Source organism: Janthinobacterium breve (assembly GCF_051380895.1).
GTDB lineage: Bacteria > Pseudomonadota > Gammaproteobacteria > Burkholderiales > Burkholderiaceae_D > Janthinobacterium.
Map to the genome: position 1 here is coordinate 92,443 of NZ_JBNYXY010000007.1, position 20,072 is coordinate 112,514.

Annotated in this window: 16 protein-coding genes; 5 read left to right on the plus strand and 11 right to left on the minus strand. The window is 65.3% G+C overall.

Annotated elements, in window-relative coordinates; translation table 11 throughout:
- Positions 1-7 precede the first annotated feature (7 nt).
- The 5 genes from ACQ4W0_RS14890 (at position 8) to ACQ4W0_RS14910 (ending at position 4,841) form a co-directional block, all read left to right on the plus strand.
- Positions 8-1,702 carry a ShlB/FhaC/HecB family hemolysin secretion/activation protein gene (locus ACQ4W0_RS14890; RefSeq protein WP_436577420.1) on the plus strand — a complete coding sequence of 565 codons (1,695 nt, stop codon included), beginning with the start codon at positions 8-10 and terminating at the stop codon, positions 1,700-1,702.
- A gap of 124 nt (positions 1,703-1,826) precedes the next feature.
- Positions 1,827-3,224 (plus strand): sensor histidine kinase, encoded by a 1,398-nt coding sequence (locus ACQ4W0_RS14895; protein ID WP_436577421.1) that lies wholly within the window; start codon positions 1,827-1,829, stop codon positions 3,222-3,224.
- A gap of 7 nt (positions 3,225-3,231) precedes the next feature.
- Positions 3,232-3,933 (plus strand): response regulator transcription factor, encoded by a 702-nt coding sequence (locus tag ACQ4W0_RS14900; RefSeq protein ID WP_436577422.1) that lies wholly within the window; start codon positions 3,232-3,234, stop codon positions 3,931-3,933.
- Between the two features lie 58 nt (positions 3,934-3,991).
- Positions 3,992-4,399 (plus strand): hypothetical protein, encoded by a 408-nt coding sequence (locus ACQ4W0_RS14905; protein WP_436577423.1) that lies wholly within the window; start codon positions 3,992-3,994, stop codon positions 4,397-4,399.
- Between the two features lie 52 nt (positions 4,400-4,451).
- On the plus strand, positions 4,452-4,841 hold the full coding sequence (locus ACQ4W0_RS14910; RefSeq protein ID WP_436577424.1) for a hypothetical protein: 390 nt from the start codon (positions 4,452-4,454) through the stop codon (positions 4,839-4,841).
- 39 nt (positions 4,842-4,880) lie between these two features.
- Here ACQ4W0_RS14910 and ACQ4W0_RS14915 read toward each other — a convergent pair whose 3' ends face one another.
- From ACQ4W0_RS14915 to ACQ4W0_RS14965, 11 genes are read right to left on the minus strand one after another with little or no spacing between them, the layout of a single operon-like run.
- Positions 4,881-7,313, minus strand: coding sequence for a glycosyltransferase (locus ACQ4W0_RS14915; RefSeq protein ID WP_436577425.1), 2,433 nt, complete (start codon positions 7,311-7,313; stop codon positions 4,881-4,883).
- Positions 7,310-8,533: a TIGR04063 family PEP-CTERM/XrtA system glycosyltransferase gene (locus ACQ4W0_RS14920; protein ID WP_436577426.1), complete on the minus strand. Its 1,224-nt coding sequence runs from the start codon at positions 8,531-8,533 to the stop codon at positions 7,310-7,312. Before ACQ4W0_RS14920 ends, ACQ4W0_RS14915 begins: the two co-directional genes overlap by 4 nt.
- 4 nt (positions 8,534-8,537) lie before the next feature.
- Positions 8,538-10,490: an XrtA/PEP-CTERM system amidotransferase gene (locus ACQ4W0_RS14925; protein WP_436577427.1), complete on the minus strand. Its 1,953-nt coding sequence runs from the start codon at positions 10,488-10,490 to the stop codon at positions 8,538-8,540.
- A 10-nt stretch (positions 10,491-10,500) separates the two neighbouring features.
- Entirely contained in the window at positions 10,501-11,703 is a 1,203-nt protein-coding gene (locus tag ACQ4W0_RS14930) for a TIGR03088 family PEP-CTERM/XrtA system glycosyltransferase (protein WP_436577428.1), read from the minus strand.
- Positions 11,693-13,264, minus strand: a complete 1,572-nt coding sequence (gene xrtA / locus ACQ4W0_RS14935) for an exosortase A (RefSeq protein WP_436577429.1) — start codon at positions 13,262-13,264, stop codon at positions 11,693-11,695. The genes ACQ4W0_RS14930 and xrtA overlap by 11 nt, the downstream gene beginning before the upstream one ends.
- Positions 13,261-14,550 (minus strand): TIGR03087 family PEP-CTERM/XrtA system glycosyltransferase, encoded by a 1,290-nt coding sequence (locus tag ACQ4W0_RS14940; RefSeq protein WP_436577430.1) that lies wholly within the window; start codon positions 14,548-14,550, stop codon positions 13,261-13,263. The genes xrtA and ACQ4W0_RS14940 overlap by 4 nt, the downstream gene beginning before the upstream one ends.
- Positions 14,551-14,552: 2 nt before the next feature.
- Positions 14,553-15,656 (minus strand): FemAB family XrtA/PEP-CTERM system-associated protein, encoded by a 1,104-nt coding sequence (locus tag ACQ4W0_RS14945; RefSeq protein WP_436577703.1) that lies wholly within the window; start codon positions 15,654-15,656, stop codon positions 14,553-14,555.
- Positions 15,656-16,507, minus strand: coding sequence for an XrtA system polysaccharide deacetylase (locus ACQ4W0_RS14950; RefSeq protein WP_436577431.1), 852 nt, complete (start codon positions 16,505-16,507; stop codon positions 15,656-15,658). Before ACQ4W0_RS14950 ends, ACQ4W0_RS14945 begins: the two co-directional genes overlap by 1 nt.
- Positions 16,504-17,664, minus strand: coding sequence for a non-hydrolyzing UDP-N-acetylglucosamine 2-epimerase (wecB, locus tag ACQ4W0_RS14955; protein WP_436577704.1), 1,161 nt, complete (start codon positions 17,662-17,664; stop codon positions 16,504-16,506). Before wecB ends, ACQ4W0_RS14950 begins: the two co-directional genes overlap by 4 nt.
- 21 nt (positions 17,665-17,685) lie before the next feature.
- Entirely contained in the window at positions 17,686-19,215 is a 1,530-nt protein-coding gene (locus ACQ4W0_RS14960) for a TIGR03016 family PEP-CTERM system-associated outer membrane protein (protein WP_436577432.1), read from the minus strand.
- A complete protein-coding gene (locus ACQ4W0_RS14965) occupies positions 19,199-20,065 on the minus strand; it encodes an XrtA-associated tyrosine autokinase (RefSeq protein WP_436577433.1) in 867 nt (288 codons plus the stop codon). The genes ACQ4W0_RS14960 and ACQ4W0_RS14965 overlap by 17 nt, the downstream gene beginning before the upstream one ends.
- Between the last annotated feature and the right edge of the window lie 7 nt (positions 20,066-20,072).

The window sequence follows — 20,072 nt, forward strand, 5'->3', positions numbered from 1 at the left end:
CAAATACATGACCACCAACTCCAAGCAGTCCTTCTTGCTGAAGCCCTTGTACGCCGCCTTGTTGCTGGTGCCACTCGATGCCTATGCCGCCGACCCGCAAACGACGCCCAATGCCGGGTCGATTTTGCAACAATTGCAACCGGCAATTCCGGCTGTGGCGAAGCCGAATGCGCCAACCCTGGAGCTCAAACCGAAAAGCGATGCCAGCTTGCCGCCGTCGCAACCGATACTCGTGACCGCGCTGCGTATCACTGGCAATACCGCTTTTCCCACACAGACGCTGCATGCGCTGGTCGCCGATCAGGAAGGTAAAAGTCTGACCTTGCCGCAACTCGAGGAATTGGCAGGGCGCATCACGGCGTACTACCAGGGCCATGGATTTCCGATGACGCGGGCCATCATTCCGGTGCAGACGATCACCGGCGGCGTCATCATCATCCAGGTCATCGAGGCACACTACGGCAAAGTCCAGCTAAACAACCGCAGCGAAGTCAGCGACGCTTTGCTCCAGGCCAGCCTGGTTCCGCTCAGTGGTGGGCAATTGATTGCCGATGCGGAACTTGATCGTGCCTTGCTGTTGTTGTCCGATGTACCGGGCGTGCGCGTGAACGCGGTCCTTAAACCAGGCTCGGCGGTTGGCACTGCCGACATGGATGTCGAGACGCGTTACAACCGCCTGGCCCTGGCGAATGTGTCGCTGGACAACTACGGTAACCGCTATATCGGGCGCATGCGCCTGAGCGGTAACTTTAATATCGTCAATCCGTTTCATCATGGCGATATTCTGAGCGCCAACATCATCAGCACGGGTGAAGGCATGAATTATGGCCGGGTCGCCTATGACACCTTGCTCAACGGCCAGGGGACGAGGGCCGGCGGGGCTTACTCGGCATTGCATTACAAGCTGGGCAGCACCGCCAGTGCGCTCGACGCCAATGGCACGGCCACGGTGGCCAGCCTGTGGGCGAAACATCCCTTGCTGCGCACCAAACGATACAACGTTTATGCCCAATTGCAATACGATGCTAAAAACCTGCGCGATCATATCGATGTCAGCAGCCTGCGCACCGACCGGCATCTGGATAACTGGATCGTCAGCGTGAACGGTGACCTGCGCGACAATCTGCTGGCTGGTGGCATGAGCATGGCAAGCCTGGGCTGGACCAGCGGACGTGGCGGTTTTGATAACCCGTCTGCTGAGGCATCGGATGCCGCTACCGCACGCACGCGTGGGGGATTTTCCAAGTGGAATGCCAATATTGCCCGTCTGCAGGGGCTGACGCCGCGCGACTCGCTGTACTTTAACTTGAGTGGGCAATGGGCGGACGGCAATCTGGACTCCGCTGAAAAGATGACGGCTGGTGGTCCCTATACGGTCCGCGCCTATGACATCGGCGCCATGTCCGGCGACAGCGGCTATGTCGGCACCGTGGAAATGCGCCATGATATGGGAACGCTGCCGTTCGGGGCCTGGCAGGTGCTGGCGTTTATGGACAGTGCGTATGTCAAAGTCAACCGCCAGCCCTGGACCAAGGCAGAGAACAGCGCGACCTTGTCGGGTGCCGGTATCGGCCTGAACTGGACCGGCCCTGACCAGTGGCGCGCGAGCATGTCGGTGGCAACACGCCTGGGGGCGGCCCCGTCATTGTTGGCCAAGCCGTCGTCGGTGCGCGCCTGGCTGGTGGCGAGCAAGGGTTTCTGATTTTTGCTCATTGCCGATCTGGTAAGATAGGCAAAATACTGGTTTCTTGGAAATGTTTTTTGCACATTAAGCTGGTGCGTTTGACCGGCAGCCCTCACTTACGCTAGCCGAATAAACTGTAGCCATGGATCATCAAACAGCCAGCATTGCATTATCCGTGACACAGTTATGTATTTCGGCAACGATGATTGGCGTCTATTTTGCCGCGCCCACGGAACGCTATACGCGGCTGTGGGCCATGTCCGGTGTGCTGACCGCTGTTGGCATGACGATTATCATACTGAATGCGTTCCGCCCGCCAGGCTTGTTATTAATGGCGGGAAATGTCGCCTTGTTTGCTGGCTGTATCGTTGTGTGGGTCGGATTGAGGGCATTCTTTGGGAAAAAAATAGGCCGCTGGGCTTATTTTCTTGTCGCCTTGTTTGCATGTGCGTATTTTTTCTTAATAGAAAACAAGGCGGAGTTTTCCGCCCGTGCCTGTCTCAGCAGTGCCAGCCTGATTCTGGTGTTTGTACTGTGTTTGCAAACGCTACTGGCACGACATCCGGAAACTGCATCTGGCAAGCCTGGCTATGCGCGAGAAATGGCGATTGTCGGTCTGGTGATGTTGATGACGGCGCATGGCTTGCGCATCGCCGTTTTACTGTATCAACCGGCCGGATTGAATGCCGCGTTGATGTCACAGATGAATATAGTGGTTGTCTACCTGGTACCTTTGGCGGGAACCCTGCTATTTTTCCCGGCATTGCTGCTGCTGTATTTTGAGCGTATCAAACATCAATTGCTGCTGTCATTGGAATCCAAACAGGAAGCGCTGGAAAACCAGACTCGATTCGTGGAAATGTTTTCACACGAATACCGTACACCATTGGCTGTCATCCGGACGAATCTGGATATTTTGCAAAATAAGGAACGCAGCGGCGCTCAGCATTTCGGTTCCAACCTCGAAAAAATGCAGCGCGCCGTATTGCGACTGGTTGAAGTGGCAGAAACCGCACTGCAGAGGGATCAAAATAGTGACGGGAAAGCTGATATCGTCAGCGAAGCGATCTTCATGCCGGATTTTCTGCGCAGTGTTATCGAAGAAGCCTCCGATTTCTGGCGTGAGCGTGCACCACGGCTGGAGTTCCAGTATACGAAACCCATCGTCTTTCATGGCGACCGCAAGTTGCTGAAGACGGCATTCTTGAATGTACTCGATAATGCGATCAAATATGGGCCTAAACAAGGGATGGTCAATGTCCGGTTGAGGAAAAACGATGGCGTATTGCTGCTCACAGTAGACGATAATGGCAGCGGCATTCCAGAGCATGAACTGTCTCTGGTCTATGGCAAGTATTTCCGTGGCAGTCGCACCGGTTTTGTCGCCGGCAGCGGCATCGGCCTGTATCTGGTACAGCGTATCATTGCGCAACATGCAGGCAGCATCCTTCTGGTTAACCGTCCTGAAGGAGGCACTTCAGCGACTATCACCTTACCATTGCCTGTAGAGGAGGCGCAAAGCGGTGCCATCAAAAATTAGAGTGTTATTGGTAGAAGATGATGAAGATTTGCGCGATAGCGTGGTGGAATGGCTCGAACTGAATGGCATGCAGATCATCGCCGTGCGCAACGCGGCTGAGTTTTATCAGGCTTTGCCAAAATGCGATTGTCAGATAGCCGTGATCGATGTCGGCTTGCCGGATCAGGAGGGCTATGTACTGGCCGAATATGTGCGCGCCAATAGCAATATGGGCATCATTATCCTGACCGCCCGCAGTGCGATAGAAGATAAGCTCAAAGGTTATCACTCTGGCGCAGACCAGTATCTGGTCAAGCCGGTGGACTGCCGCGAACTGTCTGCGGTGATTGGCAGTATCGCGCAGCGCGTACGGAAAACCACCGTAGAGGTGCCCGACGTGCCGGATCGGTGGACTATTTTTGCTACGCAATGGGAATTGCGTCTTGCCCAGGATGTGCAGGTCGCACTCAGCCTGAAGGAACTAATGTTTCTCGAATTGCTGGCAAGCAAGCCTGGTCTGCCGGTACAGAAAAAGACGATACTGACGAAGCTGTATCAGCGCGATGACTACCATAGCGGCCGCTCGCTCGATTCACTGGTGCGTCGCTTGCGGGCAAAAATCGTCAGCCAGACCGGCGTTGATATCCCGATCCGTACCGTGCATTCATTCGGATATTGCTTCGCAGGCGAAATTGCTCTTGTTGACGGCGAGCCCACTGCAAGTGATTAAGCAAGATACTAAGCAAGATACGGGAGGCAGATATCACTCAATTGGCGTGCAGACGGTAATGCAAAGCTATATATTCGCATCCTCAAACGTTGCAAGTGCAAGCGCGTCGTTGTCGCTTGAGGCCCTGGATGCAGCGGCCCGTGACGAGCTTTTCGCGGTGAGACTCGCTAGTGACGACGAATTGGAGTTGCTAATGGGTTTGCTTGGCATTGCACCATTGTCCTCGATATCGTTGCAGTTCAACACCGAGTTCCTTGCGCTCTTCGATTATTCAGATCAGTTTTTACCGCAACTGAATCAGGACGAATTTGACGCATTTTATGAACAATGGCTACGCTTGACGCATCGGGAATCCAATATGGATGAATACGGACAGCTATTATTTCTTCAAGGGCGGGCTGCCCGCTGGAACAAGCTGGCGAGCAGGTTCATACTGCGCGAGGCCCCAATGGCATTGACTGAATGACGCCAGCCGACCAGAAGCAGGCATGAACGGACACATACTTTAAGGAATCAACTTGCCACCGCTACGTTTCTTAGTCTTTATTGCAGCCTCATTGCTCGTATTCATCGGCATCTTGCGCTGGACTTTACGCGCCAGGCCGGTGATGCCGGCAGCCGGCCTCACTGGTGGCATTGCTTTCCTCGTCGTCGTTGGCGGCATGTGCTTTGCCAAATTCGCTGCGACCTCCGGCCTTCCATGGCCGCTCTACTATGGCGTCCCGGCTGTCGTGACACTTGTACTTCCTCCGCTGGCGTTGCGCATGCAACGCAGTGAGTTCGCCTGGTATGTATTGTTAGCCTTTGCCTCATCGCCGGCAATCCATGCAGTCTTCTCATTCTTCGCAGGTTGGCACGAGTACATGCCATTTTGGCATATACCCTCCCTCTGGGACCTTGGCAGCTAAGCCGCCGCTCGGGCGGATTTCATTCCTCGTGCAACCCGCCTACGCCACCGCACTCACCACATAGCGGTACTTGCCCGACGCCTCCGCCGCGATCTCGTCGACTTCCTCGATGGCGATGTCGACCTGCGCCCCCAGCCTGGCCTGAAAGCCCGTCACGATGGCAGTGCGGGTGGCGTCGTCCAGGTGCGCCAGGCAGACCAGCAGCACGCGCGTGCGCTGCAGGCTTTCCTGGATGATCTTGAAGCTGCGCACCTGCGGCAGTTCGCGCACGATGTAGACGAGCGCCAGGCCGTGCATGACGGTGCCATCGACCGCCGTGAGGAAATCCGTGCTGCGGCCTTCGATCTTTTGCAGCAGGGGCAAACCGCGTCCGCAGGCGCACGCTTGCGTGCCCAGCGCGCCCACGTCGCCCGTGGCGTAGCGGATGAACGGATAGTCACGCGTGGCCAGGTGGGTGACGACGATCTCGCCTGTGGCGCCGACGGGCAGCGGCTGGCCCTGGCCATCGACGATTTCCACAATGACGTCTTCGGCCGTGATGTGCATGCCGCCTTCCGGGCATTCGTGGGCGATGAAGCCCGCGTCGCGCCCGCCGTAGCCGTTGGCCACGGGGCAGCCGAAGGCGGCGGCGATCTGCGCGCGCTGCTCGTCGTACAGGCGTTCGGCCGTGACGAACGCCACTTTCACGCCCAGGCCGTCGAGCGGCAAGTCGCGCGCGCTGGCATGGCTGGCGATGCGACACAGGGCCGACGGGTAGCCGAACAGCATGCGCGGACGCCAGCGGCGCAGCTGCTGGACATAGCCATCGAGGCGCGCGGGCGACATGGCAAAGGCGGGCAGCAGGGTGGTGCGCAACAGCGCATCGCGCAGGCGGCGCAGCCGGTCCTGCGCCTGCAGCTCGATGGGCGAGCCCCATAGCACGGCTTCGCGGTCGCCGATGTCGACGCCCCACCAGCGCGTGGCGCGCCACTTGGCGGCGATGTCGTGGCTGATCCTGCGCCGGCCGAGGAAAAACTGCAGCGGCTCGCCGCTGGAGCCGCCCGTGGCGAACGGGCGCAAGCCCACGGCGCGGGCGGACTTGAAACTGTCGCGCGCGCCGGCAATATCGCGCTTGCGCAGCAGCGGCAGGCGCGATAGATCAGACAGTTGCCGCACCTGTTCCGGGTCGAAGCCGCTGCGGGCGAACAGCGCGCGGTAATGCGGCACGTGCTCGCCCGCGTGGCGCAGCAGCGCGCGCAGGCGCGCCAGCTGCCACTGCTGCAGCTGCTGCGCGCTCCACCACTGCGAGCGTTCCAGCCGGCGCAGCAGGCGCGCGCTGTGGTGGCCCTTGAGCCATTCATGCAGGGGGAACAGCCAGCGCGCCACGCAGCGCGTGTAGGCGCCGGGGCGCGGCGCGGCGCGGATGCGGCGGTAATGCGCGGCCAGGCCGGGCGCGATGCCGGGCCAGCCGAAAGCGGCGGCGTGCGCCAGGCCCGCGGCTACCAGCGCCTGCGCGCGCGGCGGGTCGCGCAGCAGCGCCAGGATGGCGTGCGCCATGGCGGCCGGCTCGCCGGGCGGCACCAGCAGCGCCGTCACGCCGTCTTGCAGCAGGGCGGGGATGCCGCCCACGTTGGTGCTGACGACCGGCACGCCGCAGGCCAGCGCTTCGAGCACGGAAATGGGCATGTTGTCGGCCAGGCTGGGATTGAGGACGATGTCGCTGGCCTGGTACAGGGCCGGCATGGCGGCGTTGTCGACAGGGCCGGCGAAGCGCACGCAGTCCAGAACGCCGAGCGACCTGGCCAGGCGCGCCAGCGCCGCGCGCTGCGGCCCGCCACCTGCCAGCACCAGGCGCGCCGTGGGATAGCTTAGTCGCACGAGGGCAAAGGCGCGCACGGCGCTGGCGTTGTCGTACAGGTGTTCCAGGTGGCGCGCCACGAGGATGCATGGACCATCGGCGGGCGCGCGCGGCGGCGCCGGCGCAAAGCGCTGCAAGTCCACCACGTTCGGCACGATGTGGGCCGTATGGCCATGCTGCTCGAAGATGCGGGCCAGGTAGGCCGAAGGCACGACGATGGCGCTGGCGCGGCGCAGGCTGAACGCCACCAGGCGCGGCGAGCGGGCCAAAAAGGCTGCCGCCTCGCCGCCCCGGTAATTGAGCAGGGCCGGCTTGCCTTTCAGGCTGGCGATCCACAATGCCGGCGCCGCGTGCAGATGCCAGGACCAGCCGGAATTGGCCATGATGTGGAACAGGTCGACCGTATTGGCCGTGCGCCACAGGCGCCACATGAACACGGGCAGGCGCAGCGCGGCGCGCAGGTAGCGGAGGCGCGCCAGCCAGGGCGGCAGCACGGGGCCGTTGACGGCCAGCAGCTGTACTTGTGCGCCGTCGTCGCGCAGCTTGCGCGCCAGTTGCTGCGTTTGATTGGCCATGCCGCCGGCCGGCGGCGGCAGCGGGCCGACCAGCGCGATGCGCAGGCCCGTGAAGATCATGGCGCGGCTCCCGCCGCCATGCGTGCCGCCGCCACACGCGCATACACGGGCGCGTAGCGGCCCACGCTAGCGCTCCAGCTGCGCTCCGTCTCGACAAACGCGCGCGCCTGGCGCCGCAGCGCCGGCCAGCTGGCGGGCGCCAGCAGCAGTAACAGGATGGCCTGCGCCAGCGCCTCGGCGTCGCCGGCGCGAAACAGCATGCCCGTCTTGCCATGCTCGACCAGTTCGCGGTGGCCGCCCACGTCGGACGCCACCACCAGGCGGCCCTGCGCCATCGCTTCGAGCGGTTTCAAGGGCGTCACCAGCTCCGTCAGGCGCATCGGCAGGCGCGGATACACGCAGATGTCGACCAGCTGATAATACGCGGCCACCTGCGCATGCGGCACGCGCCCCGCGAAGACCACGGCGCTTTGGACACCCAATTGCGCCGCCAGCGTGTGCAGCGCCGTTTCCTGCGGGCCGCCGCCGGCCAGCAGCAGCCGCAGCGCCGGCTGCGCAGCCAGCAGGCGCGGCATGGCGCGCAGCAGCAGGGCCAGTCCCTCGTAGGCATAGAAAGAGCCGATGAAGCCGATGACAGGACAGCCATCCAGGCCCAGGCTGTGCGCCAGCGCGGGATCTGGAACGGCATCGAAGGCCCCAGCGTCGACGGCGTTCGGGATCACCGTGATTTTATGCGCGGGCACGCCGCGCGCGCACAGCTCGCGCCGCAAGCCGTCGCAGATGGTGGTGACGGCGTCGGCGCGGCGCAGCGCATAGCTTTCCAGCGCGCGCGTGAGCCGGTAGCGCAAGCCGCCGGGCCGGCTGCTGCCATGGTCGGCGGCCGCGTCTTCCCAGAAGGCGCGCACTTCATACACGACGGGGATGCCCAGCGCGCGCCCTGCGTTGAGGGCGGCGATGGCGTTCAGGGCGGGCGAGTGCGCATGCAGGATGTCCGGCTGGAGCCGCTGCGCCAGCCGGCGCAGGCGCACAGCCAGGCCGATGATGACGGCCACTTGCCGCAGCACGGGCAGGCGCGCCCACCAACGTGCATTCGGCGCCGTGCGGTAGAAATGCCAGCCGTCGACCAGCTGCTGCGCGCCATCGGCCGGCCCCTGCTTGGCACTGGTGAGCTGCATGGTGTGCCAGCCCAGTGCGCGCTGTTGCCGCAGGATCGCCAGGGTGCGAAAGGTGTAGCCGCTGTGCAGGGGCAGCGAATGGTCGAGGATGTGCAAGATGCGCATGGATTCACTCCATTGCCATGGCCGGCGCCGGTACCGGCGCCTTGCGGCCGTCGACGGGCAGCACCTGGCGCAGGAATGCTTCGAACATCAGCAGCGACCACAGGGGCGCGCTGTAGTCGCGCCGTCCGCTCGCATGTTGATCGAGCAGCAGGCGCACGTAGTCCATGTCGAACAGGCCGCACTGCGCCAGGGTGGGACCCAGCAGGCGCTGTTGCAGGCGCTGGCGCAGCGGGCCGCGCAGCCAGTCGGCCAGCGGCACCGAAAAGCCCATTTTCTGGCGGTACAGCAGCGTGTCCGGCAGCAGCGGGCGCAGGGCTTTTTTCAGCAGGTACTTGCCTACACCGCGCCGCAGCTTGAATTGCGGCGGCAGGCCGGACATCCACGCCACCAGTTCATGGTCGAGCAGGGGCGAACGCACTTCCAGCGCATGCGCCATGCTGGCCCGGTCCACCTTGGTCAGGATGTCGCCGGGCAGGTAGGTTTTCAAGTCCAGGTACTGCACCTGCGACAGCGGGTCTTGCGCGGGACTGGCCAGCGCGTGCCGTCGCAGCACTTCCACGGCGCGGTAGCCGTGCAGGCTGCGCCGCAATTCCGGGCTGAACAGGCGGGCGCGCATGGCGTCGCCCAGCAGGCTGACGCCGTGAAAATACGCGTCCGTCGTGTCGCGCGCCAGGCCTTCGAAGGTGGTCTTGGCGCGCAGGAAGCGGGGCGCCCAATCGGCCTTCGGGTACAGCCGCCCTAGGGTGCCGAACAGCGACTGGCGCAGGCCGGCCGGCAGCAAGGGGTCCATCGCCTTGCGCACTTTTTCTTCGCGCGTGTGCAGGCGGTAGCGCCGGTAGCCGGCCAGGCTTTCATCGCCGCCGTCGCCCGACAGGGCCACCGTGACGCGCTGGCGCGCCAGCTGGCAGACGCGGTAGGTGGGCATGGCGGAACTGTCGGCGAACGGTTCGTCGTACAGATTGGCCAGCAGGTCGATCAGATCGAAGTCGTCCTGCTCCACCTGGCGCGCATGGTGCGCCGTGGCGTAGCGGCGCGCCACCAGGTCGGCGTAGCGCGCCTCGTTGTACGCCGGGTCGCCGAACGAGATGGAGCAGGTGTTGACGGGCGTGGCGCTGGCGCCGGCCATCAGCGCCACGACGGCGCTGGAATCGACGCCGCCCGACAAGAAGGCCCCCAGCGGCACTTCGGCCACCATGCGGATGCGCACCGCTTCGCGCAGGCGCGCCAGCAGTTCGTCGGCCGCCTGCGCCTCGCTGGCAGGCGCATTCGGCGTGAATGGAATGTCCCAGTACGACTGCGGCGCGGGCAGCGGCTGGCCCGCGCGGATGCAGAGGGTATGCCCGGGCGGCAGCTTGCGCGCGTGCTGGAAGATGCTGCGCGGCTCGGGCACGTAGCCGTAGGCGAAATACTCTTCCACGGCCAGCGGGTCGAGCACGTGCGGCATGGCCGGATGCGTGAGCAGGGCTTTGAGTTCGGAGCCGAACAGCAGGGTGCCATCCTGCGCCTCGCCGTAATACAGGGGTTTCACGCCCAGGCGGTCGCGCGCCAGGAACAGCAGATGGCGCCGGCGGTCCCACAGGGCGAAGGCGAACATGCCGCGCAGGTGCCGCACGCAGTGTTCTCCCCATTGTTCCCAGGCGTGGACGATGACTTCCGTGTCGCTGCTGGTGCGGAACTGATGGCCGAACTGGCGCAGTTCGGCCATCAGGCTGCGGTAATTGTAGATTTCGCCATTGAAGACGATGGCGATGCTGCGGTCGGCGTTGAACAGCGGCTGCTGGCCGCTGGCCAGGTCGATCACGGACAAGCGCCGGTGCGCCAGGCCCAGTCCCGGTTCGCGGTGCAGCCCCCCTTCGTCCGGCCCCCGCTGGCGCAGGCTGTGGTTCATGCGCGCCAGCAGCAGCACGTCGATGTCGCGCTGGCCCTGCAAATCAAAGATGCCGCTGATGCCGCACATGGGAGGCCTTTCAGGGAGTGGTGGACAGGGGAGAGGGCTGGCGCGCGCCCGTCAGGCGGTCGTACACGGCCAGGTAGGCGCCGGCCATGGCGGGCAGGCTGTGCTCGGCCAGCACCTGGCGCCGCCCGCGCGCGCCGTGGCGGGGGCCCAGTTCGGGCATGCTGTAGTAGTCGAGCATGGCGTCGGCCAGCATCTCGGGCGAACCGGACGGCACCAGGGTGCCGCTCCAGCCCGACTGCACCAGTTCCGCGTTGCCGCCCACCTGCGTGGCCACGATGGGCAGCCCCGTCGCCATCGCTTCGAGGATGGTGTTCGAGCTGCCTTCGGCCAGCGAGGGCAGCACGAACAGATCCATGGCGCGCAGCAGCTGCGCCACGTCGTCGCGCGCGCCCGGCAGCCAGGCAAGATGGGCCACGCCGGCCTGCTGCAGCAGGGTCAAACAGGTTTGGCGGCACGGTCCGTCGCCCACGATGATCAGGCGCAGGCGCGCGCGGGCGCCCGGCTGCGCCAGCAGCAGCAGGAACGCTTGCACCAGCGCGGCATGGTCCTTGACGGCCGCCATGCGGCCCACGCTGCCGATGACGAAGGTACCGTTGCACAGGAAGCCGGGCGGCCCTACGGCGGCCGGCGGCCCCAGGCGCGGATGGAATTGCACGCTGTCGACGCCATTGCCGATGTGCGATACCTGCGCGGGCGCCGCGCCGATGGCGTCCACCAGCCATTCTCCCAGGTCGGCGCTGACGGCGATGAAGTGCTGCACCAGGGGTAGCATGCATTTGCGCAGCAGCCGGTATTTACGGCGGGTGCCGTACAAGTCGCTCATGTCGCGCCCGTGTTCGCCATGCACGCGCAGACGCACGCCGGCCAAGCAGGCCAGCAGTTGCGCTTCGAGGCAGCCCAGGTTGCGCGTATGCACGAGTGCCGGGCGCAGCTGTTTCAGCACGCGGTACAGGTGCAGGTAGTGGCGCCAGTCCTTGCCCTCGCGCTTGCCCAGGCTGATGATATCGACACCGGGCGTGGTCAGGCGCTGGCGGAACGCGGTGGCGTTCTTCAGGCAGATGATGGCGTGCCGGTAGCGTTCCGGCGGCAAATGGTTGATCAGGTTCACCAGGCCGTTTTCCAGCCCGCCCACGTCGAGCTGATGGATCACGTGCACGATCAGCGGGGCGCTGCTGGCCTCCCGCGTGCCGCCCGTGTCGAGGTCAAGGGTCATGCGGCAACTCCTGCAAGCGTCGTTCGATGACGGGCAGCGCCGCCTGCAGGAAGGCTTGCAGGCGCGCGCGCGGTGGCGGCGCCAGCTCGTCGTAGGCGGCAAAGACGATAAGGTCGGCGCCATCCTGGCGCCTGCCCAGCAGCTTGGCTTGCGCCAGCAGCAGTTTTACCAGCACGGGCCGGGCCGTGAGGATGCCGCCCTGGCGGTAGACGCGCCACACCAGCAGGCGTTCGCCGCCGTGGCCCAGCACGCTTTCGCGCACGTCCAGGGCGCCGCCGGCCACGCTGACATGCTGCACGCGCTGCGCCAGCGGCATCCAGCGCGCGCCATACGGCATGGCCTGGTGCGTCAGCAGTTCGGCATCGCGTGCCTGGCGCGCATACCAGTGCAGCTGCAAGCCCACCGGCGCGCCGTCGCCCCCCTGGTGCGCATACGTGGCGCCAAACCGCGCTGGCGCGCCCGCAGTTGGCGCTTGCCAGGCTGGTGCAACATCGTGCAGGCGCTGCCAGGTGGCTGGATCGGGCAAGGCCAGCACGGTCGCTGGCATTGCGGCGCCGTCGTGACGGTGGCTGGCCAGCGCCAGCGCGGGCCACAGCGATGCCAGCAGCAGGCAGGCCACGCTGGCGCGCACGACGGCGTACGGGCTGGCCGCAGCGACGCTGGCGCCGGGCCGGGCGGCGGATGGCGCGGCGCGCGCCAGTGGCAATTCGCTCCAGCGCGCGGCCAGCCAGAACAGCAGTAGCACCACCACGCCGAAGAACAGCCAGCCATAGATCAGGTGGTCGACGCCCACGGCCAGGCGCATATTGCTCAGGTGACCCAGCATCACGATCAGGTAGGCGCGCACGCCATTGGCCAGGATGGGCACCAGCAGGGCGGCGACCATGACGGCCAGGCGCCGCCCCATGCTGTGGAAGTGCACATGGGCGTACAGGGCGCCCAGGGCCAGCGCGGCAATCAGGTAGCGCAAGCCGCTGCACGCTTCCACCACCGACCAGTTACCGGTAGGCAGCGAAAAATTGCTGCCATCGCGAAACACGGGCACGCCCGTCCATTGCAGCGCGGTCACCGTGAAGGCGGCCGTGAAGTCGATCAGGGGTTCCAGAAAGACTTCGCCAAACGGTACGGCGAGAAACAGGTACGCCAGTGGAAAAGCCAGCAGGCGCACGGCCGGCCAGCCGAGGATGGCCAGCACGCAGGCGGGCAGCATGGCCGTGGCTGCATATTGTTCCACCACGGGCACGTTGGCGGCGTCGGCCAGCAGCCAGGCCAGGCCCAGCGCCCCCAGCAGCAGCAAGCCTGGCCGCGACGGCTGGGGCGCCAGCGCGGCCAGGCGGGCACGCTGGCGCCAGGCCAGCCAGCAACTGATGGGAACGATCAGGAAACCGTGCGCGAACGTCTGCGAGCGGGCCCATAATTCCACCATCGACCAGAAAGTGGCGTGGTACAGCAGCACGATGGCGGCCAGGGCCAGCAGCAGGGCGGCATGGCGCCGGTATTCGCCATGCGGCAGGACGGCCGCATCCGGCAAGCGTGCCGCCTGGTCGAGCAAGAGGCTCATGTGGATATCTCCCCCACGGGCTGCGTCGGCGCGGCGACGCCGCTGCCGGCCGTCTCCTCCTCGGCAGGCAGGCCCAGCATGGTGCCCAGGCTGCGCAGATTGCGTTCCCAGTCGTAATCCTGCAAGACCAGTTGGCGCGCCGCCGCACCGATGGCCGCACCGCTCCCTTCGGCCGCGCCGCCCTGGGCGTTGCGCAGCACGCGCGCGGCATGGTGGATGAATTCGGCGTCGTCGCGCGCCAGCAGCAGTTCCAGGCCAGGCTGGGCGATGATGCCTTCCAGCGCCTGCGGCGTGGCCAGCACGATTTTGCCCATCGCCATCGCTTCGAGCACCTTGTTTTGCACGCCGCGGGCGATGCGCAGGGGCGCCACGGCCAGCGCCGCGCCGGCCAGGTAAGGCCGGATGTCGGGCACCTTGCCCGTCACCACCACGCCGGCCACCTTGGCCAGCGCCGTCACGGCGGGCACGGGCGCGCTGCCGACGATATAGAACTGCAACTGGGGAAACTGGCGCCGCAGCGCGGGCCAGACGTGGCGCACGAACCATTGCACGGCGTCGATGTTCGGCCAGTAATCCATGGCGCCCGTAAACACCAGCGCCTGCAGGCCCGGTGGATACACGCCGGGCTGGGCCGGCATGGGCGTGAAATACGCCGTGTCGACGCCATTATTCACATGGCCCGTCTTGCGCCGCGCCATCGGCGCGCACTGGCGGAACAGGGCCGCTTCGGCCGGCGAGACGAAGCTGGCGGCCGTGAACTGCTGGGCGATATGGCGCTCGTACTGCAGCAGCAGCTGCGCTTCGCGTCGGTACAGCAGCGACATGGGCCAGGGCTTGCTGTCGCCGTACTGGCGCCATTTGTCGGAATCGACATCGACGAAATCGATCACGCGGTGCAGGGCGCGGCCTGCGCTGCCGTCGATGTATTGCGCCATGGGCCCGGAAAAGGCCAGCGCGTGGCGCACCTTGCCGCCCGATAGCAGGCCATCGACCCATTGCAGCAGGCGCGCATCGCGGTAGTAATGCACGCTCATGGCTTGCCGCGACAGCAGCGCCTGCATGGCGCGCCAGCGGGCCGGGCCGCGCCGCAAGTCGATGAAGCGCGTGCTGGCGCACAGGGCGGCCACGGTTTTCGCATGTTGCCAGTCGTCGTCATCGTCGATGAAACAAGCGAGGTGCACGCGGAAATGCCGGCTCAGGTACTGCAGCATGTGCCACGAGCGTATCTTGTCGCCCTTGTTGGGCGGATACGGCAGGCGGTGGGCGAGGAATAGAAGCTCATGCATGGTTAGCCCAGTTGCCGCACGATATGCGGCCCCAGCAGGTTGGCCAGCGGCAGCGGCAGGCGGCGCCAGACGCGGATGAACAGGGCGTACTTGGGATTGAGCGGGTTGACTTCCGGCAAGGCCGTGGCGCGCACCAGCTGGTAGGCATACGGCAGGGGCTGCGGCGTAAAACCCCAGTTTTTCTTGAAGTCGTAGGCGCCCGTGCCCAGCTTGCTGCGGCCGAAATCGAACAGGCGGCAGCCGCGTGCGCAGGCGCGGCGCATCGCTTCCCAGTACATGAAGTCGTTGGCTCCCGTGCTGCGCGCCAGCGGCGTGCCGCCGCCGTAATACGGCAGCACTTCATCGCGGAAATAAAATAGCAGCACACTGGCCTGCGCCTGCTGGCCGTGATACACGGTGAGGATGTCGCAATCGGTGCCGAAGACCGTGCGCAGCAGGGCAAAATGGCGGCGCGCGAAGACGGGCGTGCCCAGCCGGTGCACGCTGGCCGCGTAGATCGGGTAGAAACGTTCGAGGTCATGCTCGACGGCGCTGTGCAGGCCGGCCGCCATGGCCTTGCGCACGACGGCGCGCTGCTTGCGCGGTATCGCCAGCAGATTCTGTTCGGCATCCGGGTGCAGGGGACGGCGGAAGGTTGCGTACAGGGGTTTTTGCAGCCAGCACGCAGCCGCGCTCTGCTGCGCATTGTCCGACGCATTGTCCTCCACCTCGCGCCAGCGGTATTCCAGGTGCCCCACGCCGAGGCGCCGCGCCAGCGCCTGCGCGGCGCCGTCGAGGGCCAGTCGGACGGCCGCGCTGCCGCCGGCGATGCCGCCATACACGCAAAACGGCAGCGAGACGAGGGACGAGCCGAACAGACGGCTGCGCAGATGGGCCAGCGGCAGCACGCCGGCGATGCGCCCGTCTTGTTCCGCGTACAGGAAATGGCTGTCATGGCGGAAACCTTGTTGCATGATGGTTTGCCAGCCGGCGCGGTGAAAGAAGGTGGACTCGGGACACGCCTCGACAAAGGCATCCCAGCGCGCATGTTCATGCGCCTGCAGCGAACGCACGGCAATGGCGGCGCTGGACGGCGCTTGGTCGGGAGCAAGGCTGGCCTCGTGCATCATGTGCCTTCCAGAAAAATACGGTCCATGCGGTCCCAGGAGAAATCGCCCGTCAGGCGCGCCAGCCGCGCTTCCATGCGCCCCAGGTTCAAGTAGTGGCGAAAGCGCGTCTTCGCGCTCAGGCCGGGCGGGCGCGGCTGGCCGGGATCGAGTTCCCAGGGATGAAAATAGAATATGCCAGCTTGCCCGTCGCGCGAATTGATGCGTCGCAAAAGCCAGCGCGACAGTGCATACGGCATCAAGCGAAAATAGCCGCCGCCGCCGGCCGGCACGTTGCGTCCGCGCAGGCGCACGGTGCTGACGGGCAGTTCCAGCACGCCTTGCGGCCCCCGCGGACGCCAGGCGAAGCGGGGAGACTCGGGCATGCCGTAGTGGTCGTGGCGGATCGGGTAGATGCTGGAACTGTAGCGGTAGCCCGCCTCCTGCAGCACGTCGAAGGCCCACAGATTGGCCGTGCCGATGGAAAAGCTGGGCGCCCGGTAGCCGTGCACGGCCAGCCCCGTCAATTGCTCCAGGATGGTCTTGCTGTGGCGCACATCGTCGGTGAACTGCGCAGCCGACTGTTCGCAGGCGCGCAGGTGCGCATAGCCGTGGCTGGCCACTTCATGCCCGGCGCCGGCCACGCGGCGCAGCATGGCCGGATAGCGCTCGGCGATCCAGCCTAATGTAAAAAAGGTGGCGTGGATGCGGCGCTCTTCCAGCAGCAACAGGATGCGCTCGATGTTCGCCTCGATCCGGCATTCCAGGCGGGGCCAGTCGGCGCGCGCGATGTGCGGCGCGAAGGCGGACACCTGGAAATAATCTTCCACGTCGATGGTCAGGGCATTGCGTAAAATCACGGGTGCCGTCATGTCGCGCCCCGGCGCGCCGCCAGCCAGGGCGCGATCACGGCGGCGATGCGCGTGGCTGCATGGCCATCCCACAGGGGCGGAATGCGGCCCCGCTTGCCGCCCGTCTCCAGGATGGCAAGCGCCAGCGCCAGGATGGCGGCCGGGTCCGTACCGGCCAGGGTATTCGTGCCGTCGCTGACGGTGACGGGCCGCTCCGTATTGTCGCGCAGGGTCAGGCAGGGCACGCCCAGGGCCGTGCTTTCTTCCTGGATGCCGCCCGAATCGGTCAGTACCAGGCGCGCCTCCTGCATCAGGCCCAGCATTTCCAGGTAGCCCAGCGGCGGCAGGCAGACGATGTCCTGCCGCGCCAGCAATGCTTCCAGGCCCGCCAGGCGCAGGCCGGCCAAGGTACGCGGGTGGATGGGAAACAGCAGCGGCAGCTGGCATGACAGTTGCCCCAGCGCCTGCAGCAGCGCTTCCAGCTGCAGCGCGTCATCCACGTTCGATGGCCGGTGCAGGGTCAACAGGCCGTAGGCGGGCGGGCAAGCGTGGCCGTGGGCGCGCAGGGTGGTGGCGGGCTTTACGGCGCGCGGCAGCTGCTGCCGCAGGCTGTCGATCATGACATTGCCCGTGAAGTGGATGAGCTCGGGGGCGATGCCTTCGCGCAGCAGGTTGGCGCGCGCGCCTTCCTCGCTCGTCAGCAGCAGGCTGGCCAACTGATCCGTCAGCACACGGTTGATTTCCTCGGGCATGCGCCGGTCGCCGCTGCGCAGTCCCGCCTCGACGTGGATCACGGGCGTGCCGCGCTTGGCCGCCACCAGTGCGCAAGCCAGGGTGGAATTGACGTCACCCACCACCAGCACGCAATCGGGCGCCAGCGCCGGATGGGCATCGAGTACGGCATCGAAGCGGCGCATGATTTCGGCCGTCTGCTGCGCGTGATTGCCGGAGCCGACGTCGAGGGCGATGTCGGGCGCGCGCAGTTCCAGATCGGCAAACAGCTGGGCGTTCATGGCCGTGTCGTAATGTTGCCCAGTATGCAGTAATGTCACGCGCACATCAGGCGCCTGGCGGGCCAGGGCGGCCAGGATGGGGGCCATTTTCATGAGGTTGGGGCGCGCGGCGACCACGCACAGCAGGTGCGCCGGCGCACCGGACGGAAGCGAAGGATGGGACATGCTGGACATGCTGCGGCCTCCTTAGAATTGCATGGTGAGCGTGGCGCTGACGCCGTTTTCGCGGTAGTCGCCGCCCTGGTTGCTGGTGTGCCGCATGTGCCGCACGTCGATGCTGGCCGTCATGTTCGGCTGCAGGATGCGCGTGTAGCCCGCCGTCACGGTGATGTTGTTGTCGCGCCGGGGCACGCTCAGCGAGCGCACGCTGGCGTAGCCGGCATTGACATTCATGCTGGTGCGCGAACTGGTTTGCCAGCTCCAGCCCAGGTTGCTGCTGACCTGGCGCGTGCGGTCTTCGCTGCCGAACTCCATGCCAGGCAGCAAGGCGCTCTCGATGCCGCTGGCCGTTTGCGCCGTGCGGTCGACGGCCGTGACGCCGACGACCATCGTGCTTTTCGCCGTGGCGCGCGCCATCGTCAGCTGCAGCTGTTTTTGCAGGAAATAGCGGTGGCTGAAGTAATTGATGGCGCCCCGTTCCGGCCCCAGCTTGTTGGCGTAGCGCAGGAAGGCAGCGATGCGCAAGCGCCTGTCGCGCGCATTGGGAAAGATGCCACTCCATAGTTGATCGAGCAGCTGGCCCGCGTCGCGGTCGCCCAGGCGCGAAAACTGCGTGGGCAGGGTGGTGATGTTTTCGCTGTAGCTCAGTTGCCAGTTGGTATGGCGCTGCAGGAATGTGGCATCCAGGCTGTAAGTGTTGCCAAAAAAGCGCTTGCCCGTACTGAAGGCCACGCTGGTGCGCGGCGACGGCGTCCACACGCCACCCAGCGACCAGAAGCGGCCTTCGGGCGCCTTGCCGGTGCTCGATAGATAGCCTTCCTTTTCCGTGCCGCCGCTGGCCGTGGCCGCCCATTTTCTGCCGAACGGATAGCGCAGGCCCACGCTGCTGCGCTGCATGCGCACGGGCGCCAGCTTGCTGTCCTGCGTGCGGCGCACGTCGTGACTGGCGTTCCAGGTCCAGCCATTGCCGCGCGGCTCGCCGCTGAGCAGCAATTCCACTTCATCGCTGTGTACTGACAGCAATTCGCCGCTGGCTACCGTATTGCGCGTGTAGCGCAGTTCGGCCGTGGCCAGGCCGCGGAAGCGGTGGCGCAGGTAGGGGCTGATGCCGGTGGTGTGCACCGTGCTGGTATTGTCCGTGTCGGGCAGCTCGTCTATCAGTTGCGGGCCGAACGGCGAGATGTTGCGCCGGCTCACACTGGCGTCCGCATCGATGAAGAACCAGTCCTGCACCAGTTCGGCGTCGGCCGAGGCGCGCAAATCGTGATTATCGCTATTGCCGCGCTGCCCCGAGAGGAATTTGTGCCAGCTGTAATCGAGGTTCACGCGCAGGCGCGGGCCTGTGCCGATGAGGGCGATGGCGGGCGCGATTTCCGTGATGAAGTCCGATTGCGCCTTGCCGGGCGGCGCGCGCAGCGCATTGTCCGTATAGCTCTCGCGCAGGCGCAGCGAGGGTTTCACCAGCCAGTCGACAGCAAAGGCCGGCAGGGGCAGCAGCAAAGATAGCAAAGGCAGCAACGGCGGCAGCGAAACCCGGCGGCTAGTCGTAATAGCCATAGCCGTAGTAGTCGTTGCCGGGGAACGATTTGGTCTTGTTGTAGATCAAATGTATGTGTTCGCACGAGTCGATCTGGCGCAGCGCTTCCTTGACGGCGTGCTGGGTCGTCGTTTCTGCCTCGACCACCATCACCACCTGGCCCATCTGTCCCACCAGCGCGTGCGCTTCGCTGGTGATCAGCAGCGGTGGCGAGTCGAAGACGACGACGCGGTCGGCGTAGCGGCTGGCGATCTCGGCCAGCAGCCTGCTCATGGCCCGGCTGGCCAGCAATTCCGTCGCATGCTTGTTGCTGCGCCCGGCGGGCAGGATGCGCAGATTGGCCACATTGGTTTTCAGGATCACGTCCGCCATGGCCAGCTGCGGGTCGAGCAGTACGTCCATCAGCCCCGGCTCAGGCGACAGGCCCAGCACTTTCAGCACGGACGGGCGCGCCACGTCGGCATCGACCAGCAGCACCGTGATATCCATTTCCATGGCGATGCTCATGGCCAGGTTGACGGCGCAATACGTCTTGCCTTCGCCGGGCATGGCGCTGGTGACGACGATCAGGTTGCCGTGGCGGATGGCCTCGGCGCCGCTGGCGCGCGCCTGGCGCAGCAGCGGGCGCTTGATGATGCGGAAATCTTCGGCCACCGAACTGCGTCCGCCTTCCTGCGTGAGCATGCCTTGCTCCGATAGCCGGGCCAGGTTCAGGGGCCGGTACTGGGGGTTGCCGGCCGCCGCCAGGGTGTCCGCGCCGTCGGTGTCATTCGCGCTGTCCGCTGCGTACGGCGCGGGGGCTTCGGCGACGCCCAGGATGAGGGGTTCCTGCCTGCCGCTGTCCTTGCTGCTGCGCTCCTTGCTGGTCATCGTCGCT